We start from the raw sequence: 16,148 nt of genomic DNA, 5'->3' as shown, positions 1-16,148 counted from the left end.
ACAAATGCCGCCGGAGCGTGAGATGAAGAAGATCGTGATCGTCGTCGACACCCAGGCCGACTTCATGAACCCCGACGGCGCTCTGGCGGTCGGCGGAGCGGATGCGCTGGTCGCGCCGATGAACGCCTGGCTCGGAGCGTTGAGTCCCGACGAGACCGCCGCGGTGCTGTTCACCTTCGATACGCATTTCGCCGACACCTACCCGTCGTCGCCGGAAGCGGCCGAATTCCCGATCCACTGCATCCGGGAGACCGCCGGATGGCACAATGTCCTCGATGCTGGCCGGGTCGACCCGGCCATCCCGGTCTGGCGGCTGGAAAAGGGCGTGTTCGCGATGTGGGAGGAGGACGGGCTTACGGTGGAGCCGATCGGCGGTGGCGCGCCGGTCGATCGCGAGGCCTTTTTCCGTGACCTGAAGGCATCGGGTGTCGGCGAAGCGATCGTGATCGGCGTGGCGGCGGATTATTGCGTGCGCTGGGCGATCGACGGCCTTGTCGACCGCGGCTTAAGCGTGACCGTGCCCGAAGCGCTCACGCGTGGCATCGCCAGGCCGATCGAGCAGGTCCTGGCCGACGACTTCGCAGGGCGCGCCGTGGCTCTCGCGTGAGAGCGATTGACGACGTTCGCTTGCACCATTGTGGACGGGATCGTGCCGCTTTGGGATGCCGACGGCCCATGCCCGCCCTTGGAACGGCCATGACGCCTGCGCTATCATCATCCTGAAATCGCGGCGGGACAGCCCGGCCGGGTGAAGGGCGCTACATGAAGCTGGTCAGTGAACGCTCCGAAACAGTCATCGCGCAGGAGGCGGCCGCGATGGCAGTCGCCTCCGCGGTTCGAGAACTGACGGCGAACCTCATTCTCGTGTCGCGCGGCGCCGGCAAGGCGCGGGACGTTGGCGGTCAGGCGCTGGCCCTGATCGAGTCGTTCCAGGAATATCATGACGCTTTCGGGCGACTGCCCGAGCAGGAGCTCACCGAATTCCTCGACCATGACCGCCTGTGGGGCGATGTCGACTGGTCGAGGTTCGACGACGATTATGCCGACCGCCATTTCGCCACGATCAAGATGGTCCGGGGTGCGTTGCAGATGACGGCGTCGAGCCTGCAGGGGCAACGGAGCGACTATCTGGCGGGCGAACGCGAGCTGCATGACGGCAGCCGTGCGCGTCAGGATACCCTGGCCAGGGCCGATGTCAGTCCCGGCAAGGCTTCTCGCTGGTCGCTGGGGCGCACGGCCAAATAGCAGGAGCCCGAGGGCGCCCTGGACCTATTCATTACTGGTTATGTGACTGGCCGTCCGTGGTGCGCAGCGTTCGCTTTCCGTGGCAGGGCTAGTTGTGCCCACTTGACTCATTCATATCTCAATGGTTATGGATTGATCAATAGCCAGGAAGTTATCGATACCGGATGCCCGACACTCAGGACATACTCTTTCGGACGCTCGCCGATCCGACGCGACGGGCCATTTTCGAACGGCTGTGCCGTGACGGCGAGCAGACGGTCGGGGCGTTGACGGCGCGTGCCGGCGTTTCGCAGCCTGCCGTCTCCAAGCATCTCGGGGTCCTGAAACAGGCCGGGCTGGTGCGCGACCGGCCGGACGGTCGCCAGACGCATTACAGCGCGCAGCTCGGTGCCCTGGCCCCGCTGATCGACTGGACGAGCCAGATGGCCGGTTTCTGGCAGAGCCGGTTCGACGATCTCGAGGATTTGCTCAGAAGGATGGATCAATGAACGATACCGCGACCGAAACGCGCACCGTCACCGTCGAACGCGAGATAGCGTGGCCGCCGGAAAAGATCTGGCGCGCGCTCACTCAACCGCACCTGATCGGGGAATGGCTGATGAAGGGCGATATCAAGCCAATCGTGGACCATCGTTTCCATTTCAGCGCCGACTGGGGTGGCGTCGATTGCCGGGTGCTTGAGGTCGAGCCGAACAGGATTCTGTCCTATAGCTGGGGTGGTCTTGGCCTCGAGAGCGTCGTTACCTGGACTCTCAGCCCGACCGACACGGGGACGCGCCTGCGCATGGAGCAGTCGGGCTTCAAGTCGGATCAGCAACAGGCTTATTTCGGTGCGAAGGCGGGGTGGCCCCGGTTCCTGGGCAATCTCGAACAGCTCCTGGCGCGGATGGACTGACGCCCCGGCGTTTCGGCGCCATCCTTCGACGGAGATTCTGTACATGTTGAACGCATGGATTCGGCAAGGCCATCGCTGGCTGTCCATCCTCTTCACGGCGACCGTCATCGCCAATTTCGTCGCCATGGCGCTGGGGACACCGCCGCCCTGGATCGTCTATTCGCCGCTGCTCCCGCTCTTCCTGCTGCTGTTCAGCGGCCTGTACATGTTCGTGCTGCCCTACGCCGCCAGATGGCGCGGCGGGCGGCGCGCCGTCGGGTAGTGGCGGAATGGCCGACAAATCGAAGGGCGACGCCGCCGCGCCGTCTCTCCTCGCCGGGGGCAACCCCCAGATCGCGAAGGGCGAGGGGGATGCTCCGGTGCAGGCCTATATCGCGGCCATGCCTGACTGGAAAAGCGAGGTCGGGCGCCGCCTCGACGCGCTGATCGAGCGAACTGTTCCCGGCGTGCGCAAGGCAGTCAAATGGAACTCGCCGTTATACGGGGGCGAGGGTGAGGGCTGGTTCCTCGGAATCCATTGCTTCAAGCGATATGTGAAGCTGGCTTTCTTCCGCGGCACGTCGCTGGACCCGGTGCCGCCCGGCGAATCCAGAAGCAACGACACGCGCTATTTTCATATCCACAAGGGTGACGACCTCGATGAGCAGCAACTCGCCGACTGGGTGAGGCAGGCCAGTCAATTGCCCGGCGAACGAATGTGAGCAACTTTTGCCCGCGAACGGATGTGAGCAACCTTAGTACGCGAACGGATGTGAGCAACCTTTGCACTCGAACGGATGTGAGCAACCCGGGGGCTCTCGGGCGACAACGATCATGGAGAAGAGGATGACCAGTTCGAAGGAAGAAGGCGGGGACTCCGCCTCCCAACTGATCGATGCGCGGATCAGGGAACTGGGCGACTGGCGGGGCGAGTTGCTTGGCCGGCTCCGCGGCCTGATCAGGCAGGCCGAACCCGATATGGTCGAGGAATGGAAGTGGCGCGGCGTTCCGGTGTGGGAGCGCGAAGGCATGATCTGCACTGGCGAGACGTACAAAAATGTCGTGAAGCTGACCTTCGCCAAGGGGGCCGCGCTGGAGGACCCGTCGGGCCTGTTCAATTCGAGCCTCGATGGCAATGTCAGGCGCGCGATCGATTTCCACGAGGGTGACAAGGTCGACGAAGAGGCGCTGAAGACGCTCGTTCGCGCGGCGGTGGCGCTCAACATGTCGACCGGTCGCCCCGCCCGACGCCGGAAGGGCGAATGAAGGTCATATGTGGTCACCGAGATCGCCGGGATCGCGCCGGACGGTCAGCCCCAAAGTGGATCGAGTTGTTCGTGAAGGTCGAACCCCGTCAGATAAGTCGTTTCAATGGTTTGGATTGATAGCGACTCTTGCGGGCCATCATCGGCGGGACAACGAAATACCGTCACGATGAGGCTTGGCGTCCCCACGACAAGAAGTGTCGCGCGGCTCTCATCCGAACCGTAGATTCGATATCGACCGCGCTTGATCGCCGCGCGCGCGGTGCTTTCCAGCGGATGCCCGAGGGCTTGCTCGCTCGACACGACCCGCTGTGAGCTGTGGCGCTTCCGGCCGCCGAGCAGGCTCATCAAAAATCTCATTATTCAAAGATATCGGACATGGGCGCTGCTCCCGGGCGCGAGTCGTCACGTGCACGAGCGAGCGCTTTGGCTGGTGCTGGGGCAAGGCGGGACTGGGCCGAATTGGCGGCGTCGGGCTCCCCGACTTGATCAGCTCAGCGGAGAAATGGTGATTCCAATCAGGTTGCGATGATGGACCGCGTTCTTGTTCCGGTAACCGGGGTTGGAATTTCGTGCCTATCGAAAGCTCAGAATCGGATCAAAAACCATAGTTCCCTTGTTCATCGAGACGTACCCGGAGCGTTATTCCGATGAGAACCCCCTTCGTCATTTGCGCATTCGGGAAAGGACCGTGCAGTGACTGCAAAACAATTGAATTGCGATCGTATAAGAGTCGATGCATCTTCACTCGGTACTCGACTCGCCTGGAGATAAACCATGAGTGATGCGGAAAATGCGGATTCATACAATAACGAGCATGCGCGTCGCCTGATCGAGAACGTGGTCGCTTCGAGTGATGAGTGCGACGCCTATACGATCACTTGCAAGCCGAAGATGCTGAGCTGCGATCCCGTGTCGCAATGCATGGATTTCAGCTCTCCGGGATGCTCGCCGCTTGAAAAACAGTCCAATTGAATGACCTCCGCTACGCTCGCCGCGTCTGTGTTCAACGTTGCGGTGAAGCGGGATGGCGACGCGTTCGAGGCCATTTATAATACGGCGACGGGAAATTACCTGGTCCTCGACGATCGGTTGCGCGCGCTCTACGGCGCTATCCGCTCAGGCGATGTGCTGGCGGAGGATGGCGACATTCTCCACCAGGCAGGTTTCGCTGTCGACCGCCAGATCGACGAGGTCGAATCCGTCGGCATCGCCTTCAACACCGCCCGGCAAAACAAATACGCGCCGCATCTGACCATCACCCCGACGATGGATTGCAATTTCGGTTGCGATTATTGTTTCGAAACGCATGTCAAAGGAATGATGAGCGTCGCTGTCCAGGATCGCCTGGTCGCGTTCGCCGATGGCCTTTGCGAGTCGGCCGGGCCATCCCCGGCGCTCAGCGTGACCTGGTTTGGCGGCGAGCCGCTGATGGGGCTCGCGGTGATCGAGCGGCTGAGCGGTATGTTCCAGGAACGCGAGCGCAGCGGCGCGATCGGGGCCTATAAGGCCAACATTATCACGAACGGATATGGGCTGAGCGTCAAGACCTGCGCCATGCTCGATCATTGCGGTGTCTCGCACGTGCAGATCACGCTCGACGGACCGGCCGAGGTGCACGATTCGCGTCGTTTCCTCAAACGGAGCCGGGGCGGCACCTTCGCCAAGATCGTCGCCAACATCCGCCATATTCCCGCGTCGATGGCGGTGCTGGTGCGGATGAATGTCGATCGTTCGAATCAGGACCGGTTCGAGGACCTGTATCGCGAACTGGATGCCGAGGGGCTGCTCGACCGTATCCAGGTCGATCTTGCGCATGTCGAGAATTTCTCCCGTCAGCCGACAGCCGCGACGGTGCTTACCGCGCGCGAGTTCGCGCAGTTCAAGTCCCACGCCATCGCGGTCTGCGCGCGAAACGGCTGGCCGATCGCGCACGCGGCCCCGACGCCGAGCCTCACTGGCGTGTGCCAGGTGGATTCGATCAACGCGTTCGTGGTGTCGGCGAAAGGCGAACTCTACAAATGTTGGGCCGAGCTCGAAAATGACGGGCGCTGCATCGGTCGGCTCGACGATCCGGCGGGATGGCCGCGCCTCGCGAAAAGCCCGCTCAGCGAGCGCGACCCGCTTGACGACAGCGAGTGCCGTGCCTGTGCGCTGCTGCCGACCTGCATGGGCAGCTGTCCTAAAGTGCGCGACCTCAACCGCAATTTCCACGGCAAGCAGTGCCCGCCTTTCAAATATATGTTCGACGAACTGGTCTATCGTCAGTTCGGCCCCGATACGAGCATCCGCAAGCTGCTTTATTGACTGCCGGCTTTCGGGCCGCCGCGCGGACAGGGTTCTGCTGCCGCGCTCCATGCTCTCGGCGAAGAATGCGGAAAGGACATGTTGCGCGCCATAGCTGCTGGCGCGCCCAGGGTCGTTCGGGTCCCATCGCGCGACCCGGTTTGACTCTTAAATCTACATATGTTGTATTGAGCCATGGCCCGAAAACGACAACCGTCGAAGCAGATGCGCATCCTCCTCGATTCGCTGTCAGGGCAGCGAGAGCAATGGCGGCATGGATATGATCTCATGAAGGAGACCGGCCTCTTGTCCGGAACGCTCTATCCCTTGTTGATGCGGATGACCGACCAGGGGCTCGTCGAGGCCGAGTGGCGCGAGCCGGCGCAGCCTGGCCGGCCTGCCCGGCACGCCTACCGATTGACCGCGGCTGGCTTGGCGCTCGCGCTGGAGATGCCCGATGACGGCGAGACTCTTCCATCGGGAAGGGCGCTGGCATGAAGACCGCTGTAGCGCGCGCCGTGATGGCCCTGGCCGCATGTTGCCTTGACGAGAGCCGGCGCGAATGGTCGGCGGCGATGCGCATCGAGTTCGAGACAGCGATCGTGGAAGGAAAACCGCTGCTGTTCGCGACCGGCTGCCTGGTGGCGGCCTGGCGCGAGTTGCTGACGCGGGAACAAGGCCGCTTTGTCCTGACGAGCTACGCGCTGGTACTCGGCCTGATGATCCCGATGGCCGCGCTTCAGATCGGATGCGCGCTGCTCGGACTGCCCTATCTCTATCCGGGACAGCGCGGGCTTTCCGGCGCGCTGCTTGAAGGCGGCGCGCATGAAGCCCTTCTGCGTGGGGTCTATCAGGCCGCCATCCCCTCGCTTGCGTTTCTTCAGTTGTTGATTGGCCTCGGGCATCTTCGCATCGCCTGGCTGATGCTTGAACGCGACTGGAGCGGTGTCACGCGCCTGGCAATGTTCATGGCGGCCGCCGCCGCGACGCTTATCCTCTTCATGAGCGTGCTCTTCCTCAACGGTACCCAGGCGCTGCTCCAGGGGGCTGTGCTGACGATCGAGCTTGCAACCGTCTCGATGGTGGCGCGGTGGCACGCCCAGCTATTCCCCGCGGCCGCCAGCGAACAGCCCGGGTAGATATTCCAGCCGCTTTTGTTTGCCGGAACTTCGGGAGCACCGCCCCGGAGATCGAGCCCGTGCGCCTGCAAGCGGTGCCGCGACGCGACGCGAATGATCGCGGGAAAGTCAACGCCGAGGCCGCGCCTCGAAACAAGGGAGACGTCACATGCCGTACTCATATCCACGCTTCGGACCATGGTTCCTCCAGGCTGCCGTGGCGGCCCTGTTCGTCGGCGGGCCTGCCAGTGCGCAGTCGGCTCCTTCGGCTGCCGAGCGGTCGCCCTTCCTTGGTGAATGGGAACTGGACCTGACGCGGATGCCTGATAGCTATGGGCCGCCCCCGAAGCGGGTGATCTATACATTCGACGATGTCGGCTCGGGCCAGTGGCGGACGAAGATCGACATCACCGCGCCGGACGACAGCGTCAGGCATATGGCGGTCCAGTATCGACGCGACGGCAAGATGGCGCCGGGCGAAGGCGATACCAGTGAAGCTGACAGCGCCGCGATGAATTCGCCGGCTCCCAATGTGCTCGTCATGGGCCTGTCCAAGAACAAGACCCTGGGGGCGGTGCGAGTCTACGCCATTTCGGCCGATGGCAAGGAAATGACCGAATCCGCCGCCAACGTCGACAATACAGGCGCGCCTTTCGTGCGCAACTTTCACTTCAGGCGCATTCGCTAAGCCTTTCGGCCGATCTCCATGCCCCTGCGAGTCCTCCCCGATCCAGCAGGAGGAAACCGGAGTTCCAGGGTATGGAGGTCGGCCGCTTTGCCGCCGGGACGGAAAGCGGCAGGGAAAGGGGGGATCTGGCGCGCCCGGCAGGAGTCGAACCTGCGGCCTCAAGATTAGAAGTCTCGTGCTCTATCCAACTGAGCTACGGGCGCGCGATGGCGCGGGGATTAGCGCGGATTGCGCGGGGACGAAACCGGCTTCATAAAATACTCGTAAGAACCTTGGGGGACCGGCATGGCGGAAGGAAACGGGGTGAGGGCCGTCAGCGCGGCGGATGTCGCCGGCGGGCAGTTCCGCTATTATGATTTTGTGATGGCCGCGTTCGTCGCGATCATCCTGCTGTCCAATGTACTCGGTGCGGGCAAGGTCGCGGTGGTGAACCTGCCCGGCATCGGCCTGTGGCCGTTCGGCGCCGGCATCCTGTTCTTCCCGATCAGCTATGTCATCGGCGATGTGCTGACCGAGGTCTATGGCTATGCCCGTGCCCGTCGCGTGATCTGGGCGGGCTTCGTCGCGGTCGCGTTCATGGCGTTCATGTCCTGGGTCGTCGTCGCGCTGCCGCCATCACCCGACTGGAAGAACCAGGCTGCGTACGAGACGATCTTCGGCCAGGTGCCGCGCATCGTGTTAGCGTCGATGATCGCCTTCTGGGCGGGTGAGTTCGTCAATTCCTATGTCCTGGCGCGCATGAAGATATGGACTCAGGGCAGGCATCTCTGGACGCGGACGATCGGCTCGACGATCGCGGGGGAAGGGGTGGACAGCCTCATCTTCTACCCGCTCGCCTTTATCGGCGCGGTCGGCTGGACCAACGATCTGGTGCTGAAAGTGCTTGTTACTCAATGGGTGCTGAAGGTGTCGTGGGAGGTGCTGCTGACGCCGCTCACCTATCTCGTCGTCAATTTCCTGAAACGCCGCGAAGGCGTCGATGTGTTCGACGACGGCACCGATTTCACGCCGTTCAAAGCGCGTGTTTGATCATCTCAGCGTCTTTCAGACCGGCAAGCTCTGGCTGACCACTCATACCGGTCTCTCGAAGGACGCGCTCCACGTCTATATCGGGTTGCTGATCCTGCTCGTCGCGGCGCAATTGCTCAGGCGAAGAGTGGGCGACTGGATTCCGCTGACCGTCGTTGCGGTGGCCGCCCTGGCCGGCGAACTATGGGACATGCGCGACGTCTATGTCCTCCATCGGAAGTTCGATCTTGCGGCGAACTGGCACGATATCTGGAATACGATCCTCTGGCCGGCCGTGATTACCCTGGCGGCGCGTTGTACCACATTGTTTCGTCGGGGCGGGTGAACGCAGGGGGCGAGAGGTCGCCTTCGGGTTTAGAGTCCTTCCTGTCCGAGTTCGTGTTTGGCGCGGTCGGTCTGTCCTTCGGGTGTCATCAGGTCCTTGTCGTCCAGTCCGTGCAGGATGGCTACGCGCAGGAACATTTCCCTGGCTCTGCTCTTGGCCTCCGAGCGGGAGAAATTCCCGCTGGCGATGCGCGTTTCAAATACGCCGCCCCGGCGCCGGTTTCGCCGCTGGCTGTGCTCGGCCTCGATTCTCTGGGCCTGTTCGGTGGGCTCGACCGTGCGCGGGGCCAGCAACTCGGCTGTCCTCTGGCCATATTGCGCTATTTCTTCCCGGGTGGGTGCCCGCTGCGGGGCCGTCAGATATTCGGGAAGGGGCAGGCGGTCTTCATGATCCTCCGGGCGTAAGCTGGGGTCGTCGCGAGAGCGGGGGTTGCCGACTGAATCGGGCCGGATGCCGGCACCTGGAACCACAAAGGGTCCGTCCAGTTTTGGCGTGAGCAGGTCTTCAATGGTGATCCCTGTCCTGGCCCCTTTGTCGCCCACGACCAGCAGATCGGACGGGGTGGCGTCTCCTGAGCGTCCGCCACAGGCGCTGATCAACAATGTAAGAAGCATTTTCTTATGCTCCGCATAGAGCCGCTGCTCTTCGGGGGTAAGGGAATAGTCAGCGATCCAGCTCAGCGAACTCTTCATCAGGAGCGGGGTAAAATTCTTGACCGTGCCCCCAAATCTGTCTTCCTCCGGTATGCTGCCCATGATCAGGTAAAGTGCCTGTACCGCCAATATTCCCCGGATACCCCGCAATGGGGTCGCCGCCCGCACGCTTTCGTGTTCGCGAAACACCTCCTCCACATGGGCCGAGATGGTTGCCGCCCGCACCAGGGCTTCGCGATAAATCTGTGCAATTTCCGCGGCTCTGTCTCCATTCGCGACGCCGAAGACTTCCCTCGCATGTTCTTCCGAAAGATCGGTGGATCTTGCGTAAGACATGAAGAGATCGGGTATCTTCTGGGTTTCGATACCGAAATTGATCTGCATCGAGCTGGCTTCCAGCTTCAAGGCGTCGGGCTTTATCCCGCCGGTATTGATCGGTCCGACATAATAGGCGCCGTTGAGCTGGCCACGGCTGGTCAGGTCGTTGGTGATGCCGCCAATCGCGTCCACCATGTCGAAGATGTTGTCCAGAACGGTCGATACTTCGTGCATCTCCTCGACGGGCGGATCGAAGATGAACTCGGTTATATTGGTGGACAGCGCTTGTGCCGGGGTTTCCCCCATCAGGGGGGCAAGCCTGCTTCCCTGATGGTCCGGTCGGATGACGTAACCGTCACCCTCCATCATGGTCAGATCCTTGTCCAGAAGCGCGCCCTCTTGCAGGGCTGATCGTTCCTCGTCGGGCAAAGGTCTTCTGAGGGCAGCTTGCTGGGCCTCGCTCAGATGGCCCAATCCGTCCACCGGGATGGGAAATTCAAGCTCAAGCCCCATCCTGCGTTGTACGGCAGGAGTGCTAGTGGGAGCCGTTGCGCGCAACTGCGTGCCGGTGGACGGAGGCTCGATCCCCTCGGCCGCACTCGGGATGCCTGGCATGCTGGCGGCCTTGTTCCCCATCGTGTCGGCCTCTTGCTCAAGGCCTTCGTCATCATTGACCGGGACGTCGCCTTTCATCTGCATCGTCGGCTGGACGCGTCCCTGGGCCTGCTGCACGACATGCCATGCCTCATGCGGCAAATGCCGTTCCTGGCCGGGGGCGACATGGATGTCGGTGCCCTGGGCATAGGCATGAGCGTTGAGCTGGGCCGGCTTGTCGGAATTGTAGTGGACGTTGACGTTGTCCAGCGAAACCCCGGAGAGAGATTCGACACCTGCCTTGAGAGTGTCGGGCAGGCCGGTGCGGTTGGCTGGCTTTTCCGCGCGCTGGATTGGCCTGCCGATCATGGCGGAGAGTGCCTGGACCCGGGGGCTGGCGTTGGTCTCTGCCCGTAATTGCGCCGCGGCCTGTACGCCCGGACGGCCGTTGATCTGTTCCGAGAGCTGCGCCAGATAGCCTTGCTGACCACCCGACAGTTGCGCCGCTTCTTCGAGGCAGGCGCTGCAGCCCTGCCGCTGCGCGACGAGTGATGACGGGCCGGGCTTGTGCGCTGTTTCCTGCATCGCTTTTGTCCCTCCATCGCAATGAATCTTGCAATCAGTGGTGGCCTTTAAGGGCCCCCAGGGCGGAAGTTACGGCTCCGGCGACTCGCGCGGGTAAAATGAAGAGCGGAGGGTATCCCACCCGATCCAATCAGCAAGTTGGAATCCGGGATGAGAGGGCGGTATTGAGCCGTTTAGGTTGCATCTCGATATGTCAGCTTCCGGGCCGGGTCCGCAGGGGTGCAAGGAAAAGAGACCCCATCACCGTCGGAGCGTTGAGGCGTGCTTCACCGTTGGGGAAAATATAACCATATGGGTTCAATGGACGAGGGAGTCCGAAGCCGGAATCGAACCGGCTCATCGCGGATTTGCAATCCGTCGCGTTCCCATTCGCCACCCGGACACTGCTGCCCTCAGGGGTGGCCGGCGGGATTTGCACCCGCTGTCACCGGAATCACAAACCGGCCGCGCACTGGATTGCGTTCGGCCACACCTGAAGGCAGCAGAATTCTGGGGATTTCACTGGCAGGGACTGGTGAGGGCGCTGTCGGCGCCTCCCGTCAGTCAGACGGACATCCCTATTGTGTCGCGCCCCGAGCGGGGTGCGCGACTATGCGAGCGTCAATGTCGACAGCTGGCGAGGCGCGGTTGCGCAAAAGGAATGGTCATAGCCATGAATCGACTATGCCATCATGGCTCTCACGGTGCAATAGCCTATTTGGCTAAGTCCGGGTCAGGCTCCGACGGTTTCGAGCAACCCTTCGAACAGCCGCCGGCCATCAAGGCCGCCATGTGCCGCTTCGATGCGGCGCTCGGGATGCGGCATCATGCCAAGCACGTTGCCGGCCGCGTTGAGCACGCCGGCAATCTTGCGCGCCGATCCGTTGACCTGGCCAGCATAGCGGAAGGCGACTCGGCCTTCGCCTTCGAGGCGGTCGAGCGTTTCCGCGTCGGCGAAATAATTGCCGTCATGATGCGCCACGGGAACGGTGATCGTCTCGCCCTGGCCATAGCGGCTGGTGAAGGCGGACTGAGCGTTGGCGACGGTCAGTTCCACGTCGCGGCAGACGAAATCGAGTCCCTCGTTGCGCATCAGCGCGCCCGGCAGCAGCCCTGCCTCGGTCAGCACCTGGAAGCCGTTGCAGATGCCGAGCACCGGGAGGCCGCCGTCAGCCGCGTCGACCACGGCGCGCATGATCGGCGATCGTGCCGCGACCGCGCCGGAGCGAAGATAGTCGCCATAGGAGAAGCCGCCGGGCAGCGCGACCAGGCCGACGCCGTCGGGCAGGCTGGTCTCGCCATGCCACACCATGGCCGGTTTCACCCCGGTGATGGCTTCAAGCGCGACGGCGATGTCGCGATCGCAATTGGAGCCTGGAAAGACGATGACCGCTGTCTTCATGCCCGTTCAACCCGATAGTTCTCGATCACGGTGTTGGCGAGCAGCTTGCGGCACATCTCGTCGATGCTTGCGTCGCTGGTGTCGTCAGCGACGTCGAGCTCGATGAGCTTTCCGGCGCGGACATCGTTGATGCCGGCAAAGCCAAGACCGTCGAGCGCCTTGTGGATCGCCTTGCCTTGCGGATCGAGCACGCCGTTCTTCAGCGTGACGAAGATGCGAAGCTTCATGGGCGTTTCCTGGGCTTGGGATTGGTTGGCGCCCCTATGGCGAGCGCAGCGCCCTGCCGCAAGCTTCATGGAAAATTTACGCGGTCGTATCAGCCTCCAGCTCAAGGCCTTGTGCTGGGCAGGGCGGCATGGGGAGGTCGGGCAATGGCCGGGCTGGCAATGATCATGTTCATCGCGTTGTTCGCGTTCGGCGGGCAATATTTCGGCTGGAGCGACGCGGGTGGCCGAGTCCAGCTCGCCCTGTTCAGCGCCTATGTCTTCGGCATTATCTGCGGTTATCGAGTCAAAGGCTGAGGAATGGCGGCCACGCATCGCGCGGCCGCCACGATCGGGTTTATTTGCCCTTGCTCAGCCGGTGCTTTTCGAGATCGAGCACCGCGCCGTCGGCGCCCTCGGGCAGCAGGCCGAGCCGGCGCGCGACTTCCTGATAGGCCTCGACCTCGCCGCCGAGATCGCGGCGGAACCGGTCCTTGTCGAGCTTCTCGTTGGTTTCCATGTCCCACAGGCGGCAGCCATCGGGGCTGATCTCGTCGGCAAGGATCACCCGGGCATAGTCATTGTCCCAGATGCGACCGAATTCGAGCTTGAAATCGACCAGCCGAATGCCGATCCCGGCGAACAGGCCGCACAGGAAATCGTTCACGCGGATGGCGAGGTCGGCGATGTCGTGCATCTCCTCCTGGCTCGCCCAGCCGAACGCGGCGATATGCTCGTCAGTGATCATCGGATCGCCGAGCGCGTCGTCCTTGTAATAATATTCGATGATCGTGCGGGGCAGCTGAGTGCCTTCCTCGATCCCGAGCCGCGTCGACAGCGATCCGGCCGCCACGTTGCGGATCACCACCTCGACGGGGATGATCTCGACCTGGCGGATCAGCTGCTCGCGCATGTTTAGGCGGCGGATGAAATGAGTCGGCACGCCGATATGGCCGAGCAGGGTGAAGATATGCTCGGAGATGCGGTTGTTGAGCACGCCCTTGCCGCTGATCGTGCCCTTTTTCTGGGCGTTGAACGCAGTCGCATCGTCCTTGAAATACTGGATCAGCGTGCCGGGTTCGGGACCCTCGTAGAGGATCTTGGCTTTGCCTTCGTAGATCTGGCGGCGGCGAGCCATGATGGCGTTACCCTTGGGAAAATGAGCAGCCCCGGCGGCGCGGATGCGCGGGCCGGGGCCGGAAGACCGGCGCTATATCGGAAGGCCGACGGCGGCGCAATCAGCTTGGCCGGGACCTTTCCGGTCGGGATCGGCACGTGTCCCGCAGGAAACATGCTGCAGGTGTACACTGTGATTGCCACGTTTCACGGCGCCTGCGGCGCCTAGTTGGCTGGTTCGGGTTCCGGCTCGTTGTCGCGCGCGAACCAGCGCTGGATCACGGTACGATCCTCGCCGGTTTCAGGAGGTGCTGAAGGCAATTCGGGGGCGGGCGTCCGGTCGGCCGGGCCCTGGACGATCCGGCGCAGGATCAGCGCGCCGCCAACCAGGAGGAGCAGCCACGGGCCGACGCCCGCGAGGATCGTGGCCAGCCCGGCGAGCGACGACAGCAACGTCTGGCCGGCCGTGTCGAAAGTGGCGTCCGATCCGCCCAGGCCACTCACCGCGCTGCCCGAGGCATAGGTGAGAAGTACCGGCGTCGTCGCCACGCCGGTGCCGACACCCTGGTCGACCTCGCCGATCGTGCCGATCGCGGCGCGAAGCCGATCCGTCCTGGCTGAAAGCTGTACCCGCTCCTCGGGCGAGACGTTGCCCCGCAATTGCGCCTCGGCATTGCCTAGCGACTCGCGCAACCGGGCGACGACCCCGTCGCTGCGCCCGGCGGCGGCGCCTGAATCGGCGCCGGCAATATCGGCCCCGGTCATCGACCCGCCCGCGCGGGTCACGGCATCCGTCGCCCCCTTGCCATAGGCGCGGGCGACGGTTGGATCGAGTTTCAGCGTCAGCGTTGCCTCGACACGATTCCGATCGTCGACATTGTAGCGGATCGCCATGATCCGGCAGCGCGCCGGGCCGAGCTGATCGCAGCCGCGAGCATGGCTTTCCTGCACCGCTGCGATGCGCGAGCCGGGCATGCGGAAAGCATAGTGATAGTCGAAAGCGCTGGAAGATCGGGAGCTTACCGGCTGATCCGATGGCGCGCCCGCAGCGCCGCTCGCCTGACCGGGTGCTTGTTCGCATCCGGCGAGCACAAGAAATGCCGCCAGCACAGCCACGATTCGCATCGGTGATTCCCCCGTCGATCGGGGCAGAGTATAGTATAGAAATGGTTAACGCGGAAATGGTCGATCAGGTGACTGGGTGCCGTTTCGAGAACTCCGGATCGAGATGGACGCGGCGATGATCAGCAGCGTCGAGCGCGCGTCCTCCAGAGTCAGTGTTTGAGCGCCGCGCGGATCAGTCGTTTGGTCTCGGTCCAGGCTTTGGTATCGGGTGTCACCAGTTCGACGTGGCCGGTCGCGGGCACGATGTGAAGCCTGGCGTTGTCGCCTGCCTGCCTGGCCTTGGCCTCATAGCCGGTGCCGAGCCGGATCGGGATGATCCTGTCCTCGGGGCCGTTGACCAGATCCTGCGGCACGCCAATCGGTAACAGGCGCGGGATCGAGGTATCGGCATAGACGTCAGGGCGGGCGTCCGGCGGGCCGACCAACTGCCTGACGACATCGGTGCCGCATCCATTGTCCGGGCTGGCCGCCGTCGCCTCCAGGTCGGGCAGTCCGCCAAGGCTGATCACATGGGCGATCGGCAGCGGTGCGGCGGTGCGCAGCGGGCTGCCCTTGGGCAGTTTCGGCCGTGCGGCGAGCCACAAGGCGAGATGGCCACCGGCCGAATGGCCGACCGCGACGATATGCCCGGTATCGAGATGGAAGCGCTTCGCGTTTGCGACCAGCGAATCGGCGGCCGCGGCCGCGTCGAGGAAGGTGCCGGGATAACCGCCGCCCGGGCGATCAACGCCTCGATAATCAATATTCCAGACAGCGATTCCGTCCTTGCGGAGGTCATCGGCGATCCAGTTCATCAGGCTGCGATCGGCGATACTGGTCGTCCAGCAGCCGCCATGCACCATCACGACGGTCGGCAGTGGGGGCGGCAATGGGGTCGGCAATGGGCCTTTGCCCGCGGGCAGCCAGACATCGACCTTCTGCATGTCGTCGTCGCCATAGGCGATCGTCGCATCGGGTCTCGGCTGCGGTCTCGCGGTGAGATCGGCCCAGGTGAGCAGGGAGGGAGCAGTTGCGGTCATCACCGCAGGGATCAACGCGAGAAGCGCGATCGGGGCAAGCCTGAACATGCTTCCCCGATACGCGTTCCCCGCGACAGTGTCGAAAACCGCCGAGTATCAGGCAGCGGGCTTGAATGCCGGGGTCTTGCCCTTGGCCCGTCGCGCGCGCCAGGGCGCGTCGAACTGATGGGCCTGGAGCTTGTCGAAAGCATCCATCGCCGCGCGAAACAGCTTATGGATCGTCTTGCTCAGATGCTGGTGATTACCGGCCCAGGCCTGGCTGTAGAAATCGTCACGCACCGCCATTCTCCTTTTTTGCTGGCGTTGATCACGAAACGGATATGC

The 16,148-nt window shown here is 63.1% G+C and carries 23 protein-coding genes and 2 tRNA genes; 15 read left to right on the top strand and 10 right to left on the bottom strand.

Translation table 11 applies throughout. From position 1 onward, the window contains the following. Positions 1-22 precede the first annotated feature (22 nt). The 7 genes from P0Y59_08975 (at position 23) to P0Y59_08945 (ending at position 3,385) form a co-directional block, all read left to right on the top strand. Positions 23-607, top strand: coding sequence for an isochorismatase family protein (locus P0Y59_08975; GenBank protein ID WEK01788.1), 585 nt, complete (start codon positions 23-25; stop codon positions 605-607). A 155-nt stretch (positions 608-762) separates the two neighbouring features. Continuing rightward, positions 763-1,245 carry a hypothetical protein gene (locus P0Y59_08970; GenBank protein ID WEK01787.1) on the top strand — a complete coding sequence of 161 codons (483 nt, stop codon included), beginning with the start codon at positions 763-765 and terminating at the stop codon, positions 1,243-1,245. 164 nt (positions 1,246-1,409) lie between these two features. Then, entirely contained in the window at positions 1,410-1,733 is a 324-nt protein-coding gene (locus P0Y59_08965) for a metalloregulator ArsR/SmtB family transcription factor (GenBank protein ID WEK01786.1), read from the top strand. Next, positions 1,730-2,140 carry an SRPBCC domain-containing protein gene (locus P0Y59_08960; GenBank protein WEK01785.1) on the top strand — a complete coding sequence of 137 codons (411 nt, stop codon included), beginning with the start codon at positions 1,730-1,732 and terminating at the stop codon, positions 2,138-2,140. The genes P0Y59_08965 and P0Y59_08960 overlap by 4 nt, the downstream gene beginning before the upstream one ends. 43 nt (positions 2,141-2,183) lie before the next feature. Next, a complete protein-coding gene (locus P0Y59_08955; GenBank protein ID WEK01784.1) occupies positions 2,184-2,402 on the top strand; it encodes a hypothetical protein in 219 nt (72 codons plus the stop codon). Between the two features lie 7 nt (positions 2,403-2,409). After that, positions 2,410-2,841, top strand: a complete 432-nt coding sequence (locus tag P0Y59_08950; GenBank protein WEK01783.1) for a DUF1801 domain-containing protein — start codon at positions 2,410-2,412, stop codon at positions 2,839-2,841. Between the two features lie 124 nt (positions 2,842-2,965). Next, complete coding sequence (locus tag P0Y59_08945; GenBank protein ID WEK01782.1) at positions 2,966-3,385, top strand: DUF1801 domain-containing protein; 420 nt, start codon at positions 2,966-2,968, stop codon at positions 3,383-3,385. Between the two features lie 44 nt (positions 3,386-3,429). Here P0Y59_08945 and P0Y59_08940 read toward each other — a convergent pair whose 3' ends face one another. Beyond that, on the bottom strand, positions 3,430-3,732 hold the full coding sequence (locus P0Y59_08940) for a hypothetical protein (protein ID WEK01781.1): 303 nt from the start codon (positions 3,730-3,732) through the stop codon (positions 3,430-3,432). 429 nt (positions 3,733-4,161) lie between these two features. Between P0Y59_08940 and P0Y59_08935 the strand changes: the two genes are divergently transcribed. From P0Y59_08935 to P0Y59_08915, 5 genes are all read left to right on the top strand, one after another. Continuing rightward, the gene (locus tag P0Y59_08935; protein ID WEK01780.1) at positions 4,162-4,359 is read left to right on the top strand and encodes a hypothetical protein; all 198 of its coding nucleotides are present in this window, start codon (positions 4,162-4,164) and stop codon (positions 4,357-4,359) included. Further along, on the top strand, positions 4,360-5,691 hold the full coding sequence (locus P0Y59_08930; protein WEK01779.1) for an SPASM domain-containing protein: 1,332 nt from the start codon (positions 4,360-4,362) through the stop codon (positions 5,689-5,691). A gap of 204 nt (positions 5,692-5,895) precedes the next feature. After that, positions 5,896-6,168 (top strand): helix-turn-helix transcriptional regulator, encoded by a 273-nt coding sequence (locus tag P0Y59_08925; protein WEK01778.1) that lies wholly within the window; start codon positions 5,896-5,898, stop codon positions 6,166-6,168. Then, positions 6,165-6,809, top strand: coding sequence for a hypothetical protein (locus P0Y59_08920; GenBank protein ID WEK01777.1), 645 nt, complete (start codon positions 6,165-6,167; stop codon positions 6,807-6,809). The genes P0Y59_08925 and P0Y59_08920 overlap by 4 nt, the downstream gene beginning before the upstream one ends. A gap of 148 nt (positions 6,810-6,957) precedes the next feature. After that, entirely contained in the window at positions 6,958-7,476 is a 519-nt protein-coding gene (locus P0Y59_08915; GenBank protein ID WEK01776.1) for a hypothetical protein, read from the top strand. A 126-nt stretch (positions 7,477-7,602) separates the two neighbouring features. Here the strand turns inward: P0Y59_08915 and P0Y59_08910 are convergent. Beyond that, positions 7,603-7,679 (bottom strand) — tRNA-Arg (locus tag P0Y59_08910). Positions 7,680-7,761: 82 nt separating this feature from the next. Between P0Y59_08910 and P0Y59_08905 the strand changes: the two genes are divergently transcribed. Both P0Y59_08905 and P0Y59_08900 read left to right on the top strand, forming a co-directional pair. After that, positions 7,762-8,505, top strand: coding sequence for a queuosine precursor transporter (locus P0Y59_08905; protein WEK01775.1), 744 nt, complete (start codon positions 7,762-7,764; stop codon positions 8,503-8,505). Continuing rightward, on the top strand, positions 8,498-8,830 hold the full coding sequence (locus P0Y59_08900; GenBank protein WEK01774.1) for a hypothetical protein: 333 nt from the start codon (positions 8,498-8,500) through the stop codon (positions 8,828-8,830). Before P0Y59_08905 ends, P0Y59_08900 begins: the two co-directional genes overlap by 8 nt. A 29-nt stretch (positions 8,831-8,859) precedes the next feature. On the opposite strand, the gene P0Y59_08895 is transcribed toward P0Y59_08900, so the two are convergent. The 4 genes from P0Y59_08895 to purS all read right to left on the bottom strand — a co-directional run bounded on the left by P0Y59_08895 (position 8,860) and on the right by purS (position 12,588). Next, entirely contained in the window at positions 8,860-10,980 is a 2,121-nt protein-coding gene (locus P0Y59_08895) for a DUF4157 domain-containing protein (protein WEK01773.1), read from the bottom strand. 311 nt (positions 10,981-11,291) lie between these two features. Continuing rightward, positions 11,292-11,362, bottom strand: a tRNA-Cys gene (locus P0Y59_08890). Between the two features lie 330 nt (positions 11,363-11,692). Further along, on the bottom strand, positions 11,693-12,361 hold the full coding sequence (gene purQ / locus P0Y59_08885; GenBank protein WEK01772.1) for a phosphoribosylformylglycinamidine synthase subunit PurQ: 669 nt from the start codon (positions 12,359-12,361) through the stop codon (positions 11,693-11,695). Then, on the bottom strand, positions 12,358-12,588 hold the full coding sequence (gene purS, locus P0Y59_08880) for a phosphoribosylformylglycinamidine synthase subunit PurS (protein ID WEK01771.1): 231 nt from the start codon (positions 12,586-12,588) through the stop codon (positions 12,358-12,360). Before purS ends, purQ begins: the two co-directional genes overlap by 4 nt. Positions 12,589-12,732: 144 nt before the next feature. Here purS and P0Y59_08875 point away from each other — a divergent pair, with 144 nt between their 5' ends. Next, entirely contained in the window at positions 12,733-12,882 is a 150-nt protein-coding gene (locus P0Y59_08875; protein WEK01770.1) for a hypothetical protein, read from the top strand. Between the two features lie 40 nt (positions 12,883-12,922). On the opposite strand, the gene P0Y59_08870 is transcribed toward P0Y59_08875, so the two are convergent. From P0Y59_08870 to P0Y59_08855, 4 genes are all read right to left on the bottom strand, one after another. Further along, positions 12,923-13,702, bottom strand: coding sequence for a phosphoribosylaminoimidazolesuccinocarboxamide synthase (locus P0Y59_08870; GenBank protein WEK01769.1), 780 nt, complete (start codon positions 13,700-13,702; stop codon positions 12,923-12,925). A 203-nt stretch (positions 13,703-13,905) separates the two neighbouring features. Further along, on the bottom strand, positions 13,906-14,805 hold the full coding sequence (locus P0Y59_08865; GenBank protein ID WEK01768.1) for a hypothetical protein: 900 nt from the start codon (positions 14,803-14,805) through the stop codon (positions 13,906-13,908). 149 nt (positions 14,806-14,954) lie between these two features. Further along, entirely contained in the window at positions 14,955-15,872 is a 918-nt protein-coding gene (locus P0Y59_08860) for an alpha/beta hydrolase (GenBank protein ID WEK01767.1), read from the bottom strand. A gap of 48 nt (positions 15,873-15,920) precedes the next feature. After that, positions 15,921-16,103, bottom strand: coding sequence for a hypothetical protein (locus P0Y59_08855; GenBank protein WEK01766.1), 183 nt, complete (start codon positions 16,101-16,103; stop codon positions 15,921-15,923). Positions 16,104-16,148: the final 45 nt, after the last annotated feature.

This window comes from Candidatus Sphingomonas phytovorans (assembly GCA_029202385.1).
Taxonomy (GTDB): domain Bacteria; phylum Pseudomonadota; class Alphaproteobacteria; order Sphingomonadales; family Sphingomonadaceae; genus Sphingomonas; species Sphingomonas phytovorans.
The sequence above is the reverse complement of the archived record's forward strand: the minus strand, read 5'-3'. Positions and strand labels throughout refer to the sequence as shown.